We start from the raw sequence: 18,117 nt of genomic DNA on the forward strand, positions 1-18,117 counted from the left end.
GGGCTCGGGGGCCGGCTGGGCGGCCACGCGCTTGGCGGGCGGCGGCGCGCTCGCCGGGGTGGTCGGCGCACCGAGCGGGGCTGCGGGCTCGGCCGGGGCCTGGGCCAGCGTCATCTGGTCCGGATCGTTCACCGCCGGGGCGGCGGCGGCCGGAGGCGCGGCGGCGACCGGCGCGGCGGCCACTTCAGTCGGCTCGGAACCGCCGGTCCAGCTCAGGGCGAACACCGTGCCGGCCAGGGCGACCAGCACCACGGCGCCGCCGATCAGCGCGGCCGGGGAAGCGCCGGCGAAGCCCGCCGCCTTGCGCTTGCGCGCATAGATCGGGGTGGTCGGAAACTCGGGCGGCTCGTCCTCCAGTCGGGACATCGCCGGGGTGGGCCTGCGCTGTTCGCGCGCCAGGCCGGGGTGGTTGAACGTCGCAGCGTAGTCGGAACCCATCTTGGTCTCCCTGGTGCATCGCTTGTATTGTGCAGAAGAAAACGCCGGGTTCGCCCCCGCTGTTCCCGAAAATGTGAAGGAAGGCCTGCCAAGGTTCGGCTTGAGCGCCAGAGAGGCTTATATTCACGACGGTTGACTAGCTGCGTCTGCTCTCCTGCCGCGGCGACGAAGTCATCTATACTTTGTCGGAAGATGGAACTATTTGTGGCGAAGCGCGTCCTGCGGGCTTCAATTCGCCCCAATCGGCCACAATCCGCCGCTCCAAGGGCGTCTTAACCAAATCGCGATCTGATGGGCTCGCGGCTCGCCTTGACCGGCGAAGCGGACCGCCGCCAAGCTAGGCGCACTTCGGAGGGGGCGAATGAGTCTCAAGGCCCGGCTCGAACGTGAGTGGCGTTTCCTGCGCGGCCTGCGCCGCACCTTGAAGCGCGTGAACTCGATCGCCTCGGACTCGCCGAACCTGGTCTGCGACGACCTGCAGGCGGCGATGGACGCCTGGCGGGACCGCGAAGCGATCAGCTTCGAAGGGCGCAGCGTCACCTATGGCGAGCTCGACGCCATCGCCAACCGCTACGCCCACTGGGCCAAGGGCCAGAACCTTCGGCGGGGCCAGACGGTCGCCCTGTTCATGCCCAACCGGCTGGAATACTTCGCCGTCTGGTACGGGCTGTCCAAGGTCGGGGTGGTCACGGCCCTGCTCAACAACCAGCTCCGCGGCGCGCCCCTGGCCCATTGCCTGAACATCAGCGGCGCCTCCCATTGCATCGTCGACGACGAGACCGCGCCAGCCTTCGCCGAGGTCAAGCCGCTCCTTGAGCGGCCGACGCAGCAATGGGTGCTCGGCCAGGCCGCCGGCGAGCAGCGCGACCTGGTCCAGGCCCTCAAGAGCTGCAGCCAGCTGCCGCCGGACCGGACCGTGCGTAGCGGCATGACCGCCAAGGACACCGCGCTCTATCTGTTCACCAGCGGCACCACCGGCCTGCCAAAGGCCGCGCGCATCACCCACGTGCGCGCCCAGCTCTACATGCGCGGTTTCGCCGGTGCGACCGGCGCCAACCAGAAGGATCGCGTCTATGTGGTCCTGCCGCTCTACCACGCCACCGGCGGCCTCTGCGCCATGGGCGCGGCCCTGCTGAACGGCGGGGCGGTGGTCCTGCGGCGCAAGTTCTCGGCCAGCCACTTCTGGCAGGACGTGGCCGCCGAGGGCTGCACCATGTTCGTCTACATCGGCGAGCTCTGCCGCTACTTGGTCAACCACCCGCCGCAGGACGACGAGACCCGCCACAAGCTGCGCCTGGCGTTCGGCAACGGCCTGCGCCTGGAGGTCTGGCGTGAGCTCAAGCGCCGGTTCCGCATCCCCGAGATCCTGGAGTTCTACGGCTCCACCGAGGGCAATGTGGCGATGTTCAACTTCGACGGCCGCGAAGGGGCGATCGGCCGCGCCCCGCGCTGGCTGCGCGACCGCTTCAACTATCGCCTCATCCAGTACGACGTGGAGACCGAGCAGCCGGTGCGCAGCGCCAGCGGCTTCTGCATCGAGTGCGGCCCCGGTCAGGTCGGCCAGTGCATCGGCAAGATCGGCGGCGACGCCCGCGCCGAATACACCGGCTACGTCGACAAGGCGGCCAGCGAGAAGAAGGTCCTGCGCGACGTGTTCGAGCGCGGCGACGCCTGGTTCGCCACCGGCGACCTGATGCGCCAGGACGCCGAGGGCTATTTCTATTTCGTCGACCGGATCGGCGACACCTTCCGCTGGAAGGGCGAGAACGTCTCCACCGGCGAGGTCGCCTCCGCCCTCGAATCCGCGCCTGGGGTCGTGGAGGCGAACGTCTACGGGGTGTCGGTGCCGGGCGCCGAGGGGCGCGCCGGCATGGCCGGTCTGGTGGTGGGGCCGGAGTTCGACCTGAAGGCCTTCGAGGAGCACGTCTCCAGCGCGCTGCCGCCCTACGCCCAGCCGCTGTTCCTGCGGATCATGCCGGCCATCGAGACGACCGGCACCTTCAAGCAGCGCAAGGTCGACCTCGTGGCCGAGGGCTACAATCCCGGCCTGATCCGGACGCCGGTCTACTTCCGCCCGCCGGGCAAGGGCTATGTGAAGGTGACCAAGGCGGTGTTCGACAAGATCGAGGCGGGCGCCTACGCGATCTGAGTCCCGGGGCCCTCGGCCAGGGGCAGCGCCAGGCTGCAGCGCAGGCCGTCGCGGGCGAAATCCAGCGCGGCGCCGCCGCCGGTCTCCCCGCCCAGGCTGCGTTCCAGCAGGCGCGAGCCGAAGCCCCGGCGCCGCGGGCGGTCCACCGGCGGGCCGCCGCTCTCGGTCCATTGCAGTTGCAGCCGCCGCTCGTCGCCGACCAGCTCGACGGTCCAGGCGATGTCGACGAAGCCGTGGCCGTTGGAGAGGGCCCCGTACTTGGCCGCGTTGGTCACCAGCTCGTGGAAAACCAGGCCCAGCCGCAACGCCGCGGAGGGGGCGAGCTTCACGTCCAGCCCGCTCAGGCGATAGCGCTCCGGGCCGTGCGGACCCAGCTCCATCAGCAGCAGCTCGCGCAGCGAGGCCGACTCCCAGCCCGTCGCCGTCAGCAGGTCGTGCGTCGCCGACAGGGCCATCAGGCGCGCCTCGAAGTTCTGGCGGAAGACCTGGGGATCGGGGCTGGTGCGCAGGGTCTGGGCGGAGATCGCCTGGACGGTCGCCAGGGTGTTCTTCACCCGGTGGTTCAGCTCGTCCACCAGCAGCTTCTGCTGGGCCTCCCCATGCACCCGATCGGTCACGTCGCTGCCCTCGACCAGCACCCCCAGGGTCTGGCCGTCGGCGCCGAAGATCGGTTGGAAGATGAAGTCGACGAAGCGTTCCTCGAGCGCTGCGCCCGGCTTGCGGCGCAGCATGATCCGCATGGAGCGGCCGATATAGGGCTCGCGGGTGCGGACCGTCTGCTCCATCAGGTCGATGAAGCCCTGGTCGGCCAGTTCCGGCAGGGCGTCGGCAAGGGTGCGGCCGATCAGCGGCCGGTCGCCCACCATCTGCAGGTAGGCCTTGTTGACGAAGGAAAAGCTCAGGTCCGGCACGGCCAGGACCGCCAGGAAGCCGGGCGCCTGCATGAACAGGTCCCGCAGCCGGTTGGTCTCCTCCAGCAGCGCCTGGTTGGCCTGCTGCACCTCGGCCGCCCGCTGCAGAAGCTGGGTCTCGCCGATCAGCCGCGCCTCGTTGGCCGAGCCGTAGGCGATCTGCTTCAGCCGGTGCATCTCGGTCACGTCCACGGTGTTCTGGACGATGAAGGCGACCGCGCCATCCGCTCCCAGGATCGGCGTGTGCACCGCCGACCAGTAGCGCATCTCGAACTCGTCCGGCCGGTCGCTGCGCGCGATGGCGTAGGGGATGTGGGCGATGGAGTCCCGCCGGCCCGTGTCCAGCACGCGCTGGAACGAGGCCCTAAGCAGCCGCCCGCCCTCGTCCTCGTTGGGAAAGACGTCGAACAGCACCCGGCCGAGCAGCTCCTCCCGGCTGCGGCCGAGCGTGCGCACGTAGGCGGCGTTGGCGGCCACGTACCTGAGCTCGCGGTCGAGGATCATGTGCGGACTGGCCAGGTCTTCGAAGACCTCGGCGAAGTCAATGGCGTCGGACAATGGCGTCGGCGCTCCCCGCGCGATCCCGACGACTGCGCCGCCGCTCCCCATCTATCCCAGTCTCCCGCCAGCCCCTGATACGCCAAATGCCGCAGGCCGCCTACGGTTCCGCTTGCCGGATTCTGCAGGGCGCGGGCGATTGCCCTATATCTGGGGCATGCCGGATTCGACCCTCGCGCCGCTCACGGGAGCGGCCCTGATCAAGGATGAAGTCAAGCGGTTGCCGGACGCCCCCGGCGTCTACCGCATGATCGGCGAGGACGGCGAGGTGCTCTATGTGGGCAAGGCCCGCTCGCTGAAGAAGCGGGTGGTCCAGTACGCCCAGGGCCGCTTCCACACCCAGCGCATCGCCCACATGGTCGACCTGACGCGGCAGATGGAGTTCGTCACCACCCGCACCGAGACCGACGCGCTGCTGCTCGAGATCAACCTGATCAAGCAGATGAAGCCGCGCTTCAACGTGCTGCTGCGCGACGACAAGAGCTTTCCGGAGATCGTCATCCGCCGCGAACATCCCGCGGCCCAGCTGCGCAAGCACCGCGGCGCGCACACGATCAAGGGCGACTACTTCGGCCCCTTCGCCTCGGCGGGGGCGGTCAACCGCACGCTGAACACCCTGCAGAAGGCGTTCCTGCTGCGCTCGTGCTCCGACAGCGTCTACGAGAGCCGCACGCGTCCGTGCATGCTGCACCAGATCCGCCGCTGCGCGGCGCCCTGCACCGGCCTCATCGGGCTGGACGACTACGCGGCCCTGGTGGAGGAGGCCGAGGCCTTTCTCCGCGGCAAGAGCCGGGCGGTGATGGCCCGCATGGCCGAGGAGATGCAGGCCGCGTCCGACGAGCTGGAGTTCGAGCGCGCCGCCCGCCTGCGCGACCGGATCCGGGCCCTGGCCGCGGTCGCCCAGGAAACCCAGATCAATCCCGAGACGGTGGAGGAGGCCGACGTCTTCGCCCTGCACGCCGAGGGCGGCCAGGCCTGCGTGCAGGTGTTCTTCTTCCGAGCCGGCCAGAACTGGGGCAACCGCGCCTACTTCCCGCGGGTCGACCGCTCCGACGAGCCGGCCGAGGTGATGAGCGCCTTCCTCGGCCAGTTCTACGACGACAAGCCGATCCCCAGGCTGATCCTGACCAGTCAGGAGCCGAACGACTGCGCCCTGCTGGAGGAGGCCTTCGGCATGAAGGCCGGCCGCAAGGTCGAGATCGTCCGCCCGCAGCGGGGCGAAAAGCGCGGCCTGGTGGACCACGCCCTGACCAACGCCCGCGAGGCCCTGGGCCGCAAGATGGCTGAGAGTTCGGCCCAGTCCAGGCTCCTGGCCGGGGTGGCCGAGGCCTTCGGCCTGGACGCCTCGCCCGAGCGCATCGAGGTCTACGACAACAGCCACATCATGGGCACGAACGCCGTCGGCGGCATGATCGTGGCCGGTCCCGAGGGCTTCCAGAAGAGCCAGTACCGCAAGTTCAACATCAAGGGGACCGAGCTCACCCCCGGCGACGACTACGGCATGATGAAGGAGGTGCTGCGCCGCCGCTTCGCCCGGCTGGTCAAGGAGGAGGAGGCCGGCGAGGCCGCCGTGCGTCCCGACCTGGTGCTGATCGACGGCGGCGCCGGCCAACTCGCCGCCGCCCTGGAGATCATGGCCGATCTCGGGGTGGACGACATCGCCGTTGTCGGCGTGGCCAAGGGGCCGGACCGCGACGCCGGGCTCGAGCGCTTCTTCATCCCCGGCAAGGAGCCCTTCATGCTCGAGCCGAAGTCGCCGGTGCTCTACTACCTGCAGCGCCTGCGCGACGAGGCTCACCGCTTCGCCATCGGCAGCCATCGCACCCGTCGGGCGGCGGACATGAAGAAGAACCCCCTGGACGAGATCGACGGGGTGGGGCCAGGCCGCAAGCGCGCCCTCCTGCACGCCTTCGGCTCGGCGCGGGGCGTCGCCCGCGCCTCGGTGGAGGACCTGGCCAAGGTCGAGGGCGTCAGCCAGGCCCTGGCCCAGCGCATCCACGACTTCTTCCGCAAGAACTGAGCCGTACGCCGGCTCAGGCGTTAGCCCCGAGACCGCCGCCACCCGGAGCGCCCGACCATGCCTCACGCCCCCCGCGTCCTCGCCGCCGCCGCCCTCGCGGCCCTGGCCGCCGCCGGCGCGGCCCTCGCCAGCACCCCCGACGCCTGGGCCGCCTTCCGCGTCGACGTGCGCGAGCGCTGCCTGGCCGCCGGCCGCGCCCAGGGGATGAGCTCGCCGCAGGTCGTGGTCCATCCCTTCGGAACCCAGAGCTACGGCGTGGCCGTCCTGATCGAGGGCGGCGACAAGCGGATCTGCGTGTACGACAAGCGCGCCAAGCAGGTCGAACTCACGCCGCAGCCTTGACCGAATCCGGCGCCCGGTCCCTGGTCATCCCCACCAAAGCCGCGCGAAGACGCCCATGAAACACCTGCCGAACCTGTTGACCTCGATGCGCCTGATCCTGGCGCTGTTCATGTTCGTGGCCCTCGCCGCTGCGGCCGGCGGCGTGCCCTGGCTGTCGGACCGGCTGACCCCGGACGCGCAGTTCAGCCTGCAGCGCTGGGCCTTCTGGGCGTTCGTCGTCGCCGCGGTCACCGACTTCTTCGACGGATGGCTGGCGCGCAAGCTTCACGCCGAAAGCGTATGGGGCGCGATCCTCGATCCGATCGGCGACAAGGTGCTGGTCTGCGGGGCGGTGCTGGGGCTGATGGCGCTCGGTCCTCAGCCGATGGTGGTGCTGCCGGCGGGGCTGATCCTGTTCCGCGAGTTCACCGTCAGCGCCCTGCGCGAGGTCGGCGCCGGCAAGGGCGTGAAGCTGCCCGTCACCCTGCTGGCCAAATGGAAGACGACGCTCCAGCTCGTCGCCCTGGGCGCCGAGTTCCTGGTCGCCTGCTGGGGCGCCTTCGGCATGTCGGAAGACCCGGCCGTCCGCGGCCCGGTGACGATCGCCGCCCACACCCTCTTCTGGATCGCCTGCGTCGTCACCCTGATCACCGGCGCCCAATACTGGGAGCAGACCCGCAAGGCCTTGTCCTGAGGCCGGGGGTGGGGCGAAGTGCTGCGATGCAGCCCTGGATCCGGCAGACCGCCTACACCGACCCCGGACGCCACGGCCCCGCCCTCCAGGCGCTGGGCGCGGACCTGGCCCAGGCGGTCCGCGCCATCCAGGGCGTGCTCATCCATGGCGAGGCCATGGAAGCCTACGGCCTGCCCCGGGCGGGGTTCAGCCGCGACACCCTGCCAGTGGCGGCGCGCATCGACGCCGTGCTGAGGCTGGACGAGCGGCCGCTGGGGATCGGCCGCGCGCCGGACCGGCGCTCGCCGGGAACCTGCCGCGACTATGCGCTGCTGCTGTGCTCGGCCATGCGGGCGTCCGGGCGCGCCGCCCGCGTGCGCTGCGGCTTCGCCGCCTACCTCGGCGGCGCGCCGTGGGAAGACCACTGGATCTGCGAAGTCCAGGCGGCCGGCCGCTGGCGGCGTGTCGACGCCCAGCTCGACGAGGTCCTGCAGGCTGCGTTCGGCGTCGCCTTCGATCCCCTCGACATGCCGCCGGCCGCTTTCCTCACCGCCGACGAAGCCTGGCGCCTGCTGCGGTCGGCCCGTCTGGACGCGCGCGACCTCGGCCATGGGGAGGCCCGGGGCGCCTGGTTCGCCTGCGTCAACCTCGTGCGCGACCGCCTGGCGCTGGAAGACCGGGTCACGTCGGCCTGGGACGGCTGGCGCATCGCCGCGGCCGACCCGCCCGCGCCCGAGGCGGAGATCCTGGCGCGGGGCGATCGCCTGGCGTCGAGCGTCGGCGCCGGCTGTCCCGAGCCGTGGTGGCTCGCCGACGCCGACACGCCCGAGGAGACGTCATGGACGCCGGCCCCCGCATCGAAACCGATCGGCTGATCCTGCGCGCTTGGACTGCGGCCGACCGCGCGCCCTTGGCCGCCATGCTCGCCGACCCCGAAGTCATGAGGGACTATGGCGGGCCGCTGTCGCGCGCCGATAGCGACGCCAAGCTGGACCGCTATCAGACCGCCGTGGAACGCCTCGGGTACGGGCGTCTCGCCGTCACCGACCGCGCCGGCGACTTCCTGGGCTATGTCGGCGTGATGCCAATCTCCGAACAGCACCGCGCCGCGGGCGAGGGAGTCGAGATTGGCTGGCGACTGGTCCGCTCCGCCTGGGGCCGCGGATTCGCCACCGAAGCGGCCCGCGCGGCCCTCGATCACGGCTTTGTCGAGCATGGCTTCGCCGAGGTGCTCGCCTACACCGCGCCCGACAACCACCGCTCCCTCGCGGTGATGGCGCGTGTTGGCCTGGTGCGCCAGCCGGAACGGGACTTCGTCTACGACGCCGACGGCGTACGGTTCACCGCGGTGGTCTTCGCGGCTCGTCGGCCGGCGCCCTAGCGGCGGCCCTCGGCCGGGTCCGCGCCGCGGTCGAGGCGGCCTTCGTTGGTCGCGGTCTCGCTGGCCGCGGCCTGGTCGGCGGCGGTCCGGCGGCGCTCGTCGGCCGTGCGCTCGGCGTTGTGGTCCTCGGCCTCCAGTTCGGCCGCGGCCGCTGCGGTCTGCTGGTCGACCACATCCTCGGAGGACTCGCGCTCGGCGAGATCCTTGATCTTGTCCGGCGCGGCCGGCTGGAAGCTGCGTTCCTGGGTCATGGGAGGTTCCTTTGCTGGGAACCCCCCTAACGCCTCAGCCCGGCCGCCGATCCGGCATTCGCCGCTCCGGCCGACGCCGCCTCAGGCCGCCACCGCCGCGCGGGCCTTCACCCGCTCCATCCAGGCGACGAGGTTCTTGTTCGCCGGGTCCAGGGGCTGGCCCACCTGGGCGCCGAACTGCAGGAAGCAGAACAGCAGGATGTCGGCCAGGGTGAAGCGTTCGCCCACGATCCAGCTCTTGCCGGCCATCAGGCCGTCGAGCCAGGCGAGCTTTTCCCGGGCGATCTTCTTCAGATCGTCGGCCGCGTGCGGAATGCAGGGGATGCGGCTCTGGAACAGCGGCAGGCCCTCGGCGAAGCGGAAGCCGTTGGCCAGGGGCTCCAGGATGTTGAGGTCGATCCGGCGCACCCACATGCGGGTCTGCGCCCGCTCCTCCGGGGTGGTCCCGATCAGCGGGGGATTGGGGAACTTCTCGTCGAGGTACTCGCAGATCGCGGTGATCTCGGAGAGGAAGCTGCCGTCGTCCAGCTCCAGGCACGGCATCTGCCCGGCCGGGTTGCGGGCCAGGTGCTCCGCCTGGCGGTTCTCGCCGGCCATCAGGTCGACCTTCACCTCGTCGAGCTTGACGCCCTTCTCGGCGAGGAACATGGCCACCACGGCGGGGTTCGGCCCAACGGAAGTATAGAGTTTCATGTCCTGCCCTATTGCGTTTTCGTTCGGCCCGGCGGCCGTCCTGGGACGCCCATTGTGGCGAAGGCGCCCCTGGGGCGCCTAGAGCCGACTGCAGCTTCAGGACATCGGCGGCGGGGGCGGCGGCGGCTCGGGCAGGGGGATGAACTCCTTGTCGTCGGCGTCGGGCAGCTTCATTCGCCCGGCGCGCCAGTCGGCCTTGGCCTGCTCCAGCCGCTCGCGGGACGAGGAGACGAAATTCCACTCGATCAGCCGCGGCCCCACCGGCTCGCCGCCCAGCAGCATGACGATGGCGTCCGTCGCCGCGGTGAACAGCACCGGCGCGCCGGGCTGGAACACCAGCATCCGCCCAGCCGAATAGGTGTGGCCGTCCACCTCCACCTCGCCGGCGGCGACATAGGCGGCGCGCTCGGGGTACTCGGCCTCGAGCTGCGCCTTGGCCCCGGCCTTCAGGGCCCAGTGCACGTAGAACATCGGCGAGTGGGTCTTCACCTTGGCTTCGGCGCCGAACGCCTTGCCGGCGATCAGCCGCGCCCATAGCCCATCCTCGGACTGATGGGTCGGCAGGTCCGCCGCCCCGTGGTGCGAGAAGGCCGGATCGGTCTCCTCCAGCCCGTCCGGCAGGGCCACCCAGGCCTGGATGCCGTGCATCCGCCCGCCGGCGCGCCGCATCTCGTCGAACCGCTCAGAATGGGTGATCCCGCGCCCGGCCGTCATCCAGTTCACCTCGCCGGGACGGATGTCCTGCACCGCGCCGACGCTGTCGCGGTGGGTGATCTCCCCCTCGAACAGATAGGTCACGGTCGACAGGCCGATGTGCGGGTGCGGACGCACGTCCACCTCGCGGGCGAAGCCTGGCTGGAAGTCCTTGGGCCCCATGTGGTCGAAGAAGATGAAGGGGCCGACCATGCGGTGCTTGGCGAAGGGCAGGACGCGGCCCACCTCGAACCCGCCGAGATCACGGCGGCGCTGGTCGATGACGAGCTCGATCATGGGCGGCTCCTGCGCTGACGGCGGGAGCAATATAGGGGCCGGCGAGCGGCGGAGAGTAGAGGGGAGGGGCGGCCGAGAGATCATTTCGGAGCTCGCTCGTGCGGAACCCCGTGAGCTCGGTGCAACGGTTCGAGCTCCCGGCCCGTGAATCCCGTCGTCACCAAGGCCAAGGGCGCGCAGCTTGCCGGCCTCGGCGGCGTCGTTCCCGGCCCGCTGTCGGAACGAGGTCTGCTGGTTCGTCCTGAGATGGAAGACGTCGACTAGGGACGGCGCCTGGCTTCGATGCGCCGAACCATAGAGGGAGACCGCCCATGACCCCGATCCTCACCGCCTTCAAGGCCGCTCCCGATAGGGGGCGGGGACTGGCCCGGGACATGCGGGCGCGCTGGGCGCTGGAGGAGCTGGGCGTGCCCTACGAAGTGCGGCTGGTCACCTTCGCCGAGATGAAGGAAGCAGCGCACCTGGCGCTGCAGCCCTTCGGCCAGATCCCGACCTATGAAGACGGCGAGGTCGTGCTCTTCGAGTCCGGGGCGATCGTTCTGCATCTGGCCGAGCGTCATGAAGGGATGTTGCCCAAGGACGCGGCGGGCCGGGGGCGGGCGATCTCGTGGATGTTCGCCGCGCTGAACACGGTGGAGCCGCCCCTGGTGGAGCGCGAGATCATGCTGCGCGAGGAGCGCGACAAGCCCTGGTTCGAGGCGCGGGCGGGGCAGGTGGAGGTGCGGGCCCGCCGGCCTCTGGGCGAGCTTTCCCGTCGCCTCGGCGACGCCGACTGGCTTGAGGGCGACTTCAGCGCCGGCGACCTGATGATGATCGCCGTGCTCTTCCGGGCCAGGGGCTCGGGGATCCTGGACGCCTATCCGAACCTCGCGGCCTATGTGGCGAGGGGCCAGGCGCGCCCGGCGTTCCAGCGGGCGTTCGAGGCCCAGCTTGCGGTGTTCAGGGCGGTGTCGGGCGAGGCCTAGGTCGGCGCCCAGACGCCGGCGCGCGGTGCGACGCCGGCCTTGAGGCGGGAGGCGGCCCTCGCGGAACGCTCAGGCCTGGGCGCTCACATACGGGCTGACCAGGCCCAGCGGCGCGGCGGTGGTGTTCTTGACCGAGCGGATCACGATCCGGCTCTCGATGTTGGACACCAGGCCCAGGGACAGGATCTTGTCGCGCAGGAAGGCGTCGAAGGCGTGCATGTCCCGCGTGACGATCCGCAGCTCGTAGTCCGCCGCCCCGGTGACGGTGGCGCACTGGACCACCTCGGGCATCTTGATGATCGCGGTTTCGAAGGCGTCCAGGTTTTCCCGGGTAGGCAGGCTGAGCTTGACCGTGCAATAGACCTCGAAGCTGAGGCCCAGGCGATCCCGGTCGAGGATCGTCACCCGGCGCTGGATGACCCCCGCGTCCTCCAGCCGCTTGATGCGCCGCCAGCACGGCGAGGACGAGAGGCCGACCCGCTCGGCGATCTCGGCGACCGACAGTCCCGCGTCGTGCTGGATGAGGTCGAGAATCTTGGCATCCACGGCGTCAAGGGCCTCGGACAAGTTTTCCTCCTGTTTCCCCTGCAATTCGGTATCATTCGTGCCCCAAACCCGACCGATCGGGGCATACCTTTGGCAAGCAATTGCGGCGTTCTTATATGATCTTCTCTAGCTGTTAGGGAGCCCGAAAAGGAAAGAATTTGCAATGCGGCATGCCGGGGTGACGCTGGACGACAAGTTTCTGCTCACCGAAGGTCGGGTTTTCATCACCGGCGTTCAGGCCCTGCTGCGCGTCCTGCTCGACCAGCACCGCCTCGACGCGGCGGCGGGGCTGAAGACGGCGGGCTTCGTGTCCGGCTATCGCGGCTCCCCCCTCGGCGGGCTCGACCAGCAGGCCAGGCGCGCCGAGAAGCACCTGCGCGCCGCCGAGATCGTCTTCAAGGAAGGCCTCAACGAGGACCTCGGCGCCACCGCCGTATGGGGCAGCCAGCAGGCCAACCTCTTCCCCGGCGCCCGCTACGACGGCGTGTTCGGCATGTGGTACGGCAAGGCGCCCGGCGTCGACCGCACCGGCGACGCCTTCAAGCACGCCAACTTCGCCGGAGTCTGGCCCAAGGGCGGGGTGCTGGCCGTGGCCGGCGACGACCACGCCTGCAAGTCCTCGACCCTGCCCTCCCAGTCCGAGTTCGCCTTCCAGGACTTCGAGATGCCGGTGCTCTCGCCGGCCGACGTGCAGGAGGTGCTGGACTACGGCCTCCTCGGCTACGCCCTGTCGCGCTTCTCGGGCCTGTGGGTCGGGCTCATCGCGCTGGCCGACACCATGGACTCGGGCGTCACAATCGACGTCTCCCTCGAGCGCCACCGGTTTGTCGCCCCGGCCAACTTTCCCATGCCCGCCGGCGGCCTCGGCATCCGCCTGAAGGATCAGCCGCTGGACAAGGAGCGGCGGCTGCGCACCCACAAGATCCCGGCCGCCCTGGCCTTCGCCCGGGCCAACCGGATCGACCGGGTCGTGCTGCCCTCGCACCGGCCGCGCCTCGGCATCGCCTGCCAGGGCCAGGCCTACAAGGACGTGATCGAGGCCTTCGCGGCCATGGGCATCTCCCTGGCCGAGGCCGCCGACCTAGGCGTCTCCATCTACAAGGTCGGCATGCCCTGGCCGCTGGAGCCGACCGGCCTGCGCGCCTTCGCCGCCGGGCTCGAGACCCTCATGGTGATCGAGCACAAGCGCCCCCTGATCGAGACCCAGGCCCGCGCCGCGCTCTACGAGCTGCCGGCCCACGCCCGGCCGCGGATCATCGGCAAGGTCGACGAGCACGGCCACCCGCTGCTGTCCGAACTCGGCTCCCTGTCTGTGGCCGAGGTCGCCCTGGCGATCGCCGACCGCCTGCCGGCGGGCCCGCACATGGAGCGGGTGAACGACTACCTGGCCCGCGTCTCGGCCGCCTCCATGGCCGCCGTCACCCTCGCCGCCGACCAGCAGCGCAAGCCCTTCTTCTGCTCGGGCTGCCCGCACAACACCTCGACCCGCCTGCCCGAAGGCAGCCGCGCCCTCGCCGGCATCGGCTGCCACTACATGGCCAGCTTCAACGACCCCTCCACCGACCTCACCAGCCACATGGGCGGGGAGGGGCTGTCCTGGGTCGGCGCGGCCCCGTTCACCGAGGAGAAGCACGTCTTCGTCAACCTCGGCGACGGCACCTACAACCACTCCGGCTCCCTGGCGATCCGCGCCTCGGTCGCCGCCGGCTCGAACATCACCTACAAGCTCCTGTTCAACGACGCGGTGGCCATGACCGGCGGCCAGCGGGCCGAGAGCGGCTTCACCCCCGCCCAGATCACCCGCCAGCTCGCCGCCGAGGGCGTGGCCAAGACCGTGATCGTCGCCGACGATCCGTCCCGCTACCAGGGCGTCGGCGACCTGGCGCCGGGGGTCGAGGTCAAGCCGCGCACGGAGCTGATGGCCGTGCAGCGCGCCCTGCGCGAGACCCCGGGCGTCACCGTCCTGCTCTACGACCAGGTCTGCGCCACCGAGAAGCGCCGCCGCCGCAAGCGCGGCATGATGGACGCCGCTCCCCGCCGGGTGATGATCAATCCGCTGGTCTGCGAGGGCTGCGGCGACTGCTCGCGGGCCTCCAACTGCGTGTCGGTCGAGCCGCTGGACACCGAGTTCGGCCGCAAGCGCAAGATCAACCAGTCGACCTGCAACCAGGACTACTCCTGTCTGGACGGCTTCTGCCCCTCGTTCATCACCCTGGAGGGCGCCGAGAACGCCCATCGCAAGGCCATGCCCACGCTCACGGCGGACTCCACCCCGCTGCCGGCCTTCGAGCCGCTGGAGGGCGTGCGCAACATCGTCTTCACCGGGGTCGGCGGCACCGGCGTGACCACCGTGGCCTCGATCCTTGCCATGGCCGCCCACGTGGACGGCCGCGCCGCCTCGGTGGTCGACATGACGGGCCTCGCCCAGAAGGGCGGGGCGGTGTTCAGCCACGTCCGCATCGGCGAGACCGAGGACACCGTGGTCGGCGGGCGGGTCCCCGCGGCCAGCGCCCATGTGCTGATCGCCTGCGACATGCTGGTGGCCGCCGGCGCCGACGCCCTGGCCCTCTACGCCAAGGACCGCACCATCGCCTGCGGCAACGCAGACTTCTCCCCCACCGCCGACTTCGTCACCGACCGCGACGCCCAGTTCGACGCCGACGCCACCGCCCGGCGCATCGCCGCGGCCGCCAGGGCCTATGACGCCGCCCCGGCCCAGGCCCTGGCCGAAACGCGCCTGGGCGATGCGATCTACTCCAACATGATCATGCTCGGCTTCGCCTGGCAGAAGGGGCTGGTGCCGGTCTCCAGCCGCGCCCTCTACCGCGCGATCCGGCTGAACGGCGTGGAGGCCGAAGCCAATCTCCAGGCCTTCGAGATCGGCCGCATGGCCGCCCACGACCCGGCGGCCCGCCAGGCGAGCGCCCCCGCCGGCCCGACCCCGCAGACCCAGGACCTGGGCGAGCTGATCGCCGCCCGCAGCGCCGAACTCGCCGCCTACCAGAACCCCGCCTACGCCGCCCGTTACCGGGCTCTGGTGGACCGCGTCGCCGCCGCTCCGGCCGCATCCGAAGCCCTGGTCCGCGCCGTGGCCGTGAACCTCTTCAAGCTGATGGCTTACAAGGACGAGTACGAGGTCGCCCGCCTCTATACCGACGGCCGCTTCGGCGCTTACCGCGCCGAGACCTTCAAGGGCGGCAAGGCCAAGGTGTGGCTGTCGCCGCCGCTGCTGGCGCCCAAGGGCCCGGACGGAAAGCCGAAGAAGATCGCCTTCGGCGGCTGGATGCTCGACGCCGGCTTCCCCCTCCTGGCGCGCCTGAAGGGCCTCCGCGGCTCCCCCTTCGACCCCTTCGGCCATAGCGCCGAGCGGCGGATGGAGCGGGCCCTGATCGCCGAATACGAGGCCTCGGTGACGCGGCTGCTGGACGGTCTGACCCCGGAGCGGGCGCCGCTGGCGGTGGAGATCGCCGAGGTCCCGCAGGCGATCCGCGGCTTCGGCCACGTGAAGGACGCCGCGGTCAAGCAGGCCAAGGCCCGTGAAGCGCTCCTCTGGCGCCGCTGGGAGGCGGCCGCCCACCCCGCCGAACCCGCCCTCGGGACCGCCTAGGCGCCTCGCCCCTCGCGGACCGGGGTGACACGGGCGAGCGCCTGTGTTCGCCTGCGCTCCGAACGGGAGGGGGGACGAACGTGCGCGGAGCCGACTTCAGCGAGCTGGCGGCCTTCGTGGCGATCGCCGAGCGCGGGGGATTCGCCAGCGCCGCCAGGCATCTCGGCGTGGCCGTCTCCACCCTCAGCCACCGCATCGGCAAGCTGGAGGAGCGCCTGGGCGTGCGGCTGTTCAACCGCACCACCCGAAGCGTCGTCCTCACCGCCGCCGGCCGCAAGCTCCACGCCGAGCTGCGCCCCGCCCTGCACACCTTCGAGACCGCGGCCGACATCGTCGCCGAGTTCCGCGACACCGTGGTCGGGCACCTGCGGCTGACGGTGGCGCCGCCCGCAGCGGCCTCGATCATCGGGCCCGCGCTGGCGGACTTCCTGGCGACCCATCCCTCGATCTCGGTGGAGGTCTCGATCGACAGCGGCGCGATCGACGTGGTCGGCGGCGGCTTTGACGCGGGGGTGCGGGCCGGCGCCCTGGTGGAGCGCGACATGATCGCGGTGCGGGTCGGCCCGCCCGTGCCGTTCATGGTGGCGGCCTCGCCGGACTACCTCGCCAGGCGCGGGACGCCGCAGACGCCGCAGGACCTCGTCGGCCACGCCTGCCTGCGCTACCGGCTGCCGAACGGGGCCCTGCTGCCCTGGCGGTTCCGCGACGGCGCGCGCCTCGTCGAGCCGCCGCTCGGCGCCGGGCCGGTCGTCAACGATCGCGATTTCGAGCTGCGCCTGATCCTCGGCGGCGCGGGAATCGCCCACATCCTCTCCAGCCGCCCGCGCGAGCTGGTGGCCGAGGGACGGCTCGTCTCGCTGCTGGAGGACTGGGTCCCGCCGCCGGTGGAGTTCATGCTCTGCCACTCCAGCCGCCGGCAGACGCCGCCGCCCCTGCGCGCCTTCATCGACTTCCTGCGGGCGCGCAACTGGGGCCCGCCCGCCCCGGAAGCGGGGTCAGCCGGCCTCGGCTGACGGCGCGGGCTGCGGCGGACGAACCCGATCGCCGGCCGCGGGCTGGAACAGCTCCACCAGGTTTCCCGACGGGTCGATCGCCAGGATCTGCGACCCGCCGGGGCCGGTGACGATCTCGTTGCGGAACTTCACCCCGCTCGCCCGCAGCCGCTCGACCTCGGCGGCGAGGTCGGCGCAGACGAGCTGGAACCGGTTCCAGCCGCCAGGGACGGGCTGGGTCCCGTCCGGCATCGGACGGCCCGCCGAGCTCGTACGCCCGCTCAGCTGCAGCATCAGGGGACCGCGTCCCACCGCCGCGAAGGCGGGGCCGGCCCCCCAGAGCAGCTTGAAGCCCAGGCGGGTGACGTACCAGTCGACCGACGCCTCGACGTCGTCGACCATGTAGCGGACGTTGACCTGCTCGTCGGCCATGGCGGCGTTCTCCCATTGCGGGGCAAGGCCCGCAGTTCTGTTCTGCGGGTCAGGCTACCACGGGGCGAGCGCCCGGGTTCTCCGCCCGGATCGAATGCCGTGTTCGATCCGGCGCAACAATGGCGGCGGCCGCGCCCGCTGCGCGCTGCGAAAGCGCATTGCCAATTCATAGCTGATTGGTTATGGATCTAAATCATAGCCAGCGAGTTATGCATTTCGAATGAACGGCGCCCACGACACCCTCTTCCGCACCCTGGCGGACCCGACCCGCCGAGCCATCTTCGAGCGTCTGTGCCAGGACGGCGAGCAGACCGTCGGCGCGCTCACGGCCGTGGCCGGCGTCTCGCAGCCCGCGGTCTCCAAGCACTTGGGCGTCCTCAAGCAGGCCGGCCTGGTGCGCGACCGCCACGCCGGGCGCCAGACCCACTACAGCGCCCAGGTCGCCGCCCTGGCGCCGCTGGTCGACTGGACCCGACAGATGGGCGGCTTCTGGGAGGCCCGCTTCGACCGCCTCGAGGACCTGCTCAACAGGATGGACCAATGAGCCAGACCGCAACCGCCGCCCGCACCGTCGTCGTCGAACGGGAGATGCCGCACCCGCCGGAGAAGATCTGGCGCGCCCTCACCCAGTCGCACCTGATCGGGGAGTGGCTGATGGCCTGCGAGTTCGCCCCCGTGGCCGGCCATGAATTCAGCTTCAGCGCCGAGTGGGGCGGCGTCGATTGCCGGGTGCTGACGGTCGAGCCGCACCGCACCTTGGCCTACACCTGGGCCGGCATGGGCCTGGACACCGTCGTCACCTGGACGCTGACGCCGACGGCCGCAGGCACCCGCCTTCGCATGGAGCAGGCCGGCTTCGGACCGGAGCAGGAGATGGCCTACCGCGGCGCGACCGCCGGCTGGCCGCGCTTCCTCGACAACATGGAACAGGTGCTGGCGCGCCTCGACTGACGCGCCCCCGCAAGGAGGTCCCATTGAGCTTCAACGCCTGGGTGCGCCGCATCCACCGCTGGCTGTCCGTCGCCTTCTCGGCGGCGGTGGTCGCCAATCTCGTCGCCCTGGGGATGAAGTCGCAGGCCGTCTGGATCGGTCTTCTGGCCTTCGTCCCCCTGATCCCGCTTCTGGCCACAGGGCTCTATCTGTTCGTCCTGCCGTATGCGGCCAGGCGGCGCGCCGGGGCTGCGGGGTGA

General features: G+C 70.9%; 18 protein-coding genes and 1 pseudogene. 12 read left to right on the forward strand and 7 right to left on the reverse strand.

Annotated features, from left to right (window positions below; translation table 11 throughout):
- A pseudogene (locus tag ACK4YQ_RS15785) lies at nt 1–438 on the reverse strand (hypothetical protein); the annotation flags it as partial.
- A 361-nt stretch (nt 439–799) separates the two neighbouring features.
- Between ACK4YQ_RS15785 and ACK4YQ_RS15790 the strand changes: the two are divergent.
- Complete coding sequence (locus tag ACK4YQ_RS15790; RefSeq protein ID WP_409612546.1) at nt 800–2,587, forward strand: long-chain-acyl-CoA synthetase; 1,788 nt, start codon at nt 800–802, stop codon at nt 2,585–2,587.
- Here the strand turns inward: ACK4YQ_RS15790 and ACK4YQ_RS15795 are convergent.
- Nucleotides 2,575–4,056, reverse strand: a complete 1,482-nt coding sequence (locus ACK4YQ_RS15795; RefSeq protein WP_409612548.1) for a sensor histidine kinase — start codon at nt 4,054–4,056, stop codon at nt 2,575–2,577. The genes ACK4YQ_RS15790 and ACK4YQ_RS15795 overlap by 13 nt on opposite strands.
- Before the next feature lie 157 nt (nt 4,057–4,213).
- Between ACK4YQ_RS15795 and uvrC the strand changes: the two genes are divergently transcribed.
- From uvrC to ACK4YQ_RS15820, 5 genes are read left to right on the forward strand one after another with little or no spacing between them, the layout of a single operon-like run.
- A complete protein-coding gene (gene uvrC, locus ACK4YQ_RS15800) occupies nt 4,214–6,076 on the forward strand; it encodes an excinuclease ABC subunit UvrC (protein WP_409612715.1) in 1,863 nt (620 codons plus the stop codon).
- Nucleotides 6,077–6,133: 57 nt separating this feature from the next.
- A complete protein-coding gene (locus tag ACK4YQ_RS15805; protein WP_409612550.1) occupies nt 6,134–6,418 on the forward strand; it encodes a hypothetical protein in 285 nt (94 codons plus the stop codon).
- A gap of 55 nt (nt 6,419–6,473) precedes the next feature.
- Nucleotides 6,474–7,091: a CDP-diacylglycerol--glycerol-3-phosphate 3-phosphatidyltransferase gene (gene pgsA, locus ACK4YQ_RS15810; protein ID WP_409612552.1), complete on the forward strand. Its 618-nt coding sequence runs from the start codon at nt 6,474–6,476 to the stop codon at nt 7,089–7,091.
- Between the two features lie 26 nt (nt 7,092–7,117).
- The gene (locus ACK4YQ_RS15815) at nt 7,118–7,945 is read left to right on the forward strand and encodes a transglutaminase domain-containing protein (protein WP_409612554.1); all 828 of its coding nucleotides are present in this window, start codon (nt 7,118–7,120) and stop codon (nt 7,943–7,945) included.
- Nucleotides 7,909–8,451, forward strand: coding sequence for a GNAT family N-acetyltransferase (locus tag ACK4YQ_RS15820; protein ID WP_409612556.1), 543 nt, complete (start codon nt 7,909–7,911; stop codon nt 8,449–8,451). Before ACK4YQ_RS15815 ends, ACK4YQ_RS15820 begins: the two co-directional genes overlap by 37 nt.
- On the opposite strand, the gene ACK4YQ_RS15825 is transcribed toward ACK4YQ_RS15820, so the two are convergent.
- The 3 genes from ACK4YQ_RS15825 to ACK4YQ_RS15835 form a co-directional block, all read right to left on the reverse strand.
- Nucleotides 8,448–8,702: a hypothetical protein gene (locus ACK4YQ_RS15825; RefSeq protein WP_409612558.1), complete on the reverse strand. Its 255-nt coding sequence runs from the start codon at nt 8,700–8,702 to the stop codon at nt 8,448–8,450. The genes ACK4YQ_RS15820 and ACK4YQ_RS15825 overlap by 4 nt on opposite strands.
- 81 nt (nt 8,703–8,783) lie before the next feature.
- Entirely contained in the window at nt 8,784–9,395 is a 612-nt protein-coding gene (locus ACK4YQ_RS15830) for a glutathione S-transferase family protein (protein WP_409612560.1), read from the reverse strand.
- A gap of 96 nt (nt 9,396–9,491) precedes the next feature.
- Entirely contained in the window at nt 9,492–10,385 is an 894-nt protein-coding gene (locus ACK4YQ_RS15835) for a pirin family protein (protein ID WP_409612561.1), read from the reverse strand.
- Nucleotides 10,386–10,696: 311 nt separating this feature from the next.
- Between ACK4YQ_RS15835 and ACK4YQ_RS15840 the strand changes: the two genes are divergently transcribed.
- A complete protein-coding gene (locus ACK4YQ_RS15840; RefSeq protein ID WP_409612563.1) occupies nt 10,697–11,350 on the forward strand; it encodes a glutathione S-transferase family protein in 654 nt (217 codons plus the stop codon).
- A 69-nt stretch (nt 11,351–11,419) separates the two neighbouring features.
- Here the strand turns inward: ACK4YQ_RS15840 and ACK4YQ_RS15845 are convergent, their stop codons facing one another.
- A complete protein-coding gene (locus tag ACK4YQ_RS15845; protein ID WP_409612565.1) occupies nt 11,420–11,917 on the reverse strand; it encodes an Lrp/AsnC family transcriptional regulator in 498 nt (165 codons plus the stop codon).
- A gap of 142 nt (nt 11,918–12,059) precedes the next feature.
- Here ACK4YQ_RS15845 and ACK4YQ_RS15850 point away from each other — a divergent pair, with 142 nt between their 5' ends.
- Both ACK4YQ_RS15850 and ACK4YQ_RS15855 read left to right on the forward strand, forming a co-directional pair.
- On the forward strand, nt 12,060–15,503 hold the full coding sequence (locus tag ACK4YQ_RS15850; RefSeq protein ID WP_409612567.1) for an indolepyruvate ferredoxin oxidoreductase family protein: 3,444 nt from the start codon (nt 12,060–12,062) through the stop codon (nt 15,501–15,503).
- A gap of 80 nt (nt 15,504–15,583) precedes the next feature.
- On the forward strand, nt 15,584–16,516 hold the full coding sequence (locus tag ACK4YQ_RS15855; RefSeq protein ID WP_409612569.1) for a LysR family transcriptional regulator: 933 nt from the start codon (nt 15,584–15,586) through the stop codon (nt 16,514–16,516).
- On the opposite strand, the gene ACK4YQ_RS15860 is transcribed toward ACK4YQ_RS15855, so the two are convergent.
- The gene (locus ACK4YQ_RS15860; protein WP_409612571.1) at nt 16,499–16,927 is read right to left on the reverse strand and encodes a VOC family protein; all 429 of its coding nucleotides are present in this window, start codon (nt 16,925–16,927) and stop codon (nt 16,499–16,501) included. The genes ACK4YQ_RS15855 and ACK4YQ_RS15860 overlap by 18 nt on opposite strands.
- A gap of 220 nt (nt 16,928–17,147) precedes the next feature.
- Here ACK4YQ_RS15860 and ACK4YQ_RS15865 point away from each other — a divergent pair, with 220 nt between their 5' ends.
- Genes ACK4YQ_RS15865 through ACK4YQ_RS15875 form a run of 3 tightly spaced genes read left to right on the forward strand, consistent with a single transcriptional unit; the run spans nt 17,148 to nt 18,117 of the window.
- Complete coding sequence (locus ACK4YQ_RS15865) at nt 17,148–17,471, forward strand: ArsR/SmtB family transcription factor (RefSeq protein ID WP_409612573.1); 324 nt, start codon at nt 17,148–17,150, stop codon at nt 17,469–17,471.
- Complete coding sequence (locus ACK4YQ_RS15870) at nt 17,468–17,878, forward strand: SRPBCC domain-containing protein (protein ID WP_409612575.1); 411 nt, start codon at nt 17,468–17,470, stop codon at nt 17,876–17,878. The genes ACK4YQ_RS15865 and ACK4YQ_RS15870 overlap by 4 nt, the downstream gene beginning before the upstream one ends.
- 23 nt (nt 17,879–17,901) lie before the next feature.
- Complete coding sequence (locus tag ACK4YQ_RS15875; protein WP_409612577.1) at nt 17,902–18,117, forward strand: hypothetical protein; 216 nt, start codon at nt 17,902–17,904, stop codon at nt 18,115–18,117.

The sequence above is a fragment of the Phenylobacterium sp. genome (assembly GCF_046291545.1).
GTDB lineage: Bacteria > Pseudomonadota > Alphaproteobacteria > Caulobacterales > Caulobacteraceae > Phenylobacterium.

What these genes read in the sequence shown, in the direction of transcription:
- ACK4YQ_RS15805 (WP_409612550.1), top strand. Translation starts at nt 6,134, where the DNA reads ATGCCTCACGCCCCCCGCGTCCTCGCCGCCGCCGCCCTCGCGGCCCTG.
- ACK4YQ_RS15840 (WP_409612563.1), top strand. Translation starts at nt 10,697, where the DNA reads ATGACCCCGATCCTCACCGCCTTCAAGGCCGCTCCCGATAGGGGGCGG.
- ACK4YQ_RS15835 (WP_409612561.1), bottom strand. Translation starts at nt 10,385, where the DNA reads ATGATCGAGCTCGTCATCGACCAGCGCCGCCGTGATCTCGGCGGGTTC.
- ACK4YQ_RS15870 (WP_409612575.1), top strand. Translation starts at nt 17,468, where the DNA reads ATGAGCCAGACCGCAACCGCCGCCCGCACCGTCGTCGTCGAACGGGAG.
- pgsA (WP_409612552.1), top strand. Translation starts at nt 6,474, where the DNA reads ATGAAACACCTGCCGAACCTGTTGACCTCGATGCGCCTGATCCTGGCG.
- ACK4YQ_RS15850 (WP_409612567.1), top strand. Translation starts at nt 12,060, where the DNA reads ATGCGGCATGCCGGGGTGACGCTGGACGACAAGTTTCTGCTCACCGAA.
- ACK4YQ_RS15815 (WP_409612554.1), top strand. Translation starts at nt 7,118, where the DNA reads ATGCAGCCCTGGATCCGGCAGACCGCCTACACCGACCCCGGACGCCAC.
- ACK4YQ_RS15865 (WP_409612573.1), top strand. Translation starts at nt 17,148, where the DNA reads ATGAACGGCGCCCACGACACCCTCTTCCGCACCCTGGCGGACCCGACC.
- ACK4YQ_RS15860 (WP_409612571.1), bottom strand. Translation starts at nt 16,927, where the DNA reads ATGGCCGACGAGCAGGTCAACGTCCGCTACATGGTCGACGACGTCGAG.
- ACK4YQ_RS15820 (WP_409612556.1), top strand. Translation starts at nt 7,909, where the DNA reads ATGGACGCCGGCCCCCGCATCGAAACCGATCGGCTGATCCTGCGCGCT.
- ACK4YQ_RS15790 (WP_409612546.1), top strand. Translation starts at nt 800, where the DNA reads ATGAGTCTCAAGGCCCGGCTCGAACGTGAGTGGCGTTTCCTGCGCGGC.
- ACK4YQ_RS15830 (WP_409612560.1), bottom strand. Translation starts at nt 9,395, where the DNA reads ATGAAACTCTATACTTCCGTTGGGCCGAACCCCGCCGTGGTGGCCATG.
- uvrC (WP_409612715.1), top strand. Translation starts at nt 4,214, where the DNA reads ATGCCGGATTCGACCCTCGCGCCGCTCACGGGAGCGGCCCTGATCAAG.
- ACK4YQ_RS15825 (WP_409612558.1), bottom strand. Translation starts at nt 8,702, where the DNA reads ATGACCCAGGAACGCAGCTTCCAGCCGGCCGCGCCGGACAAGATCAAG.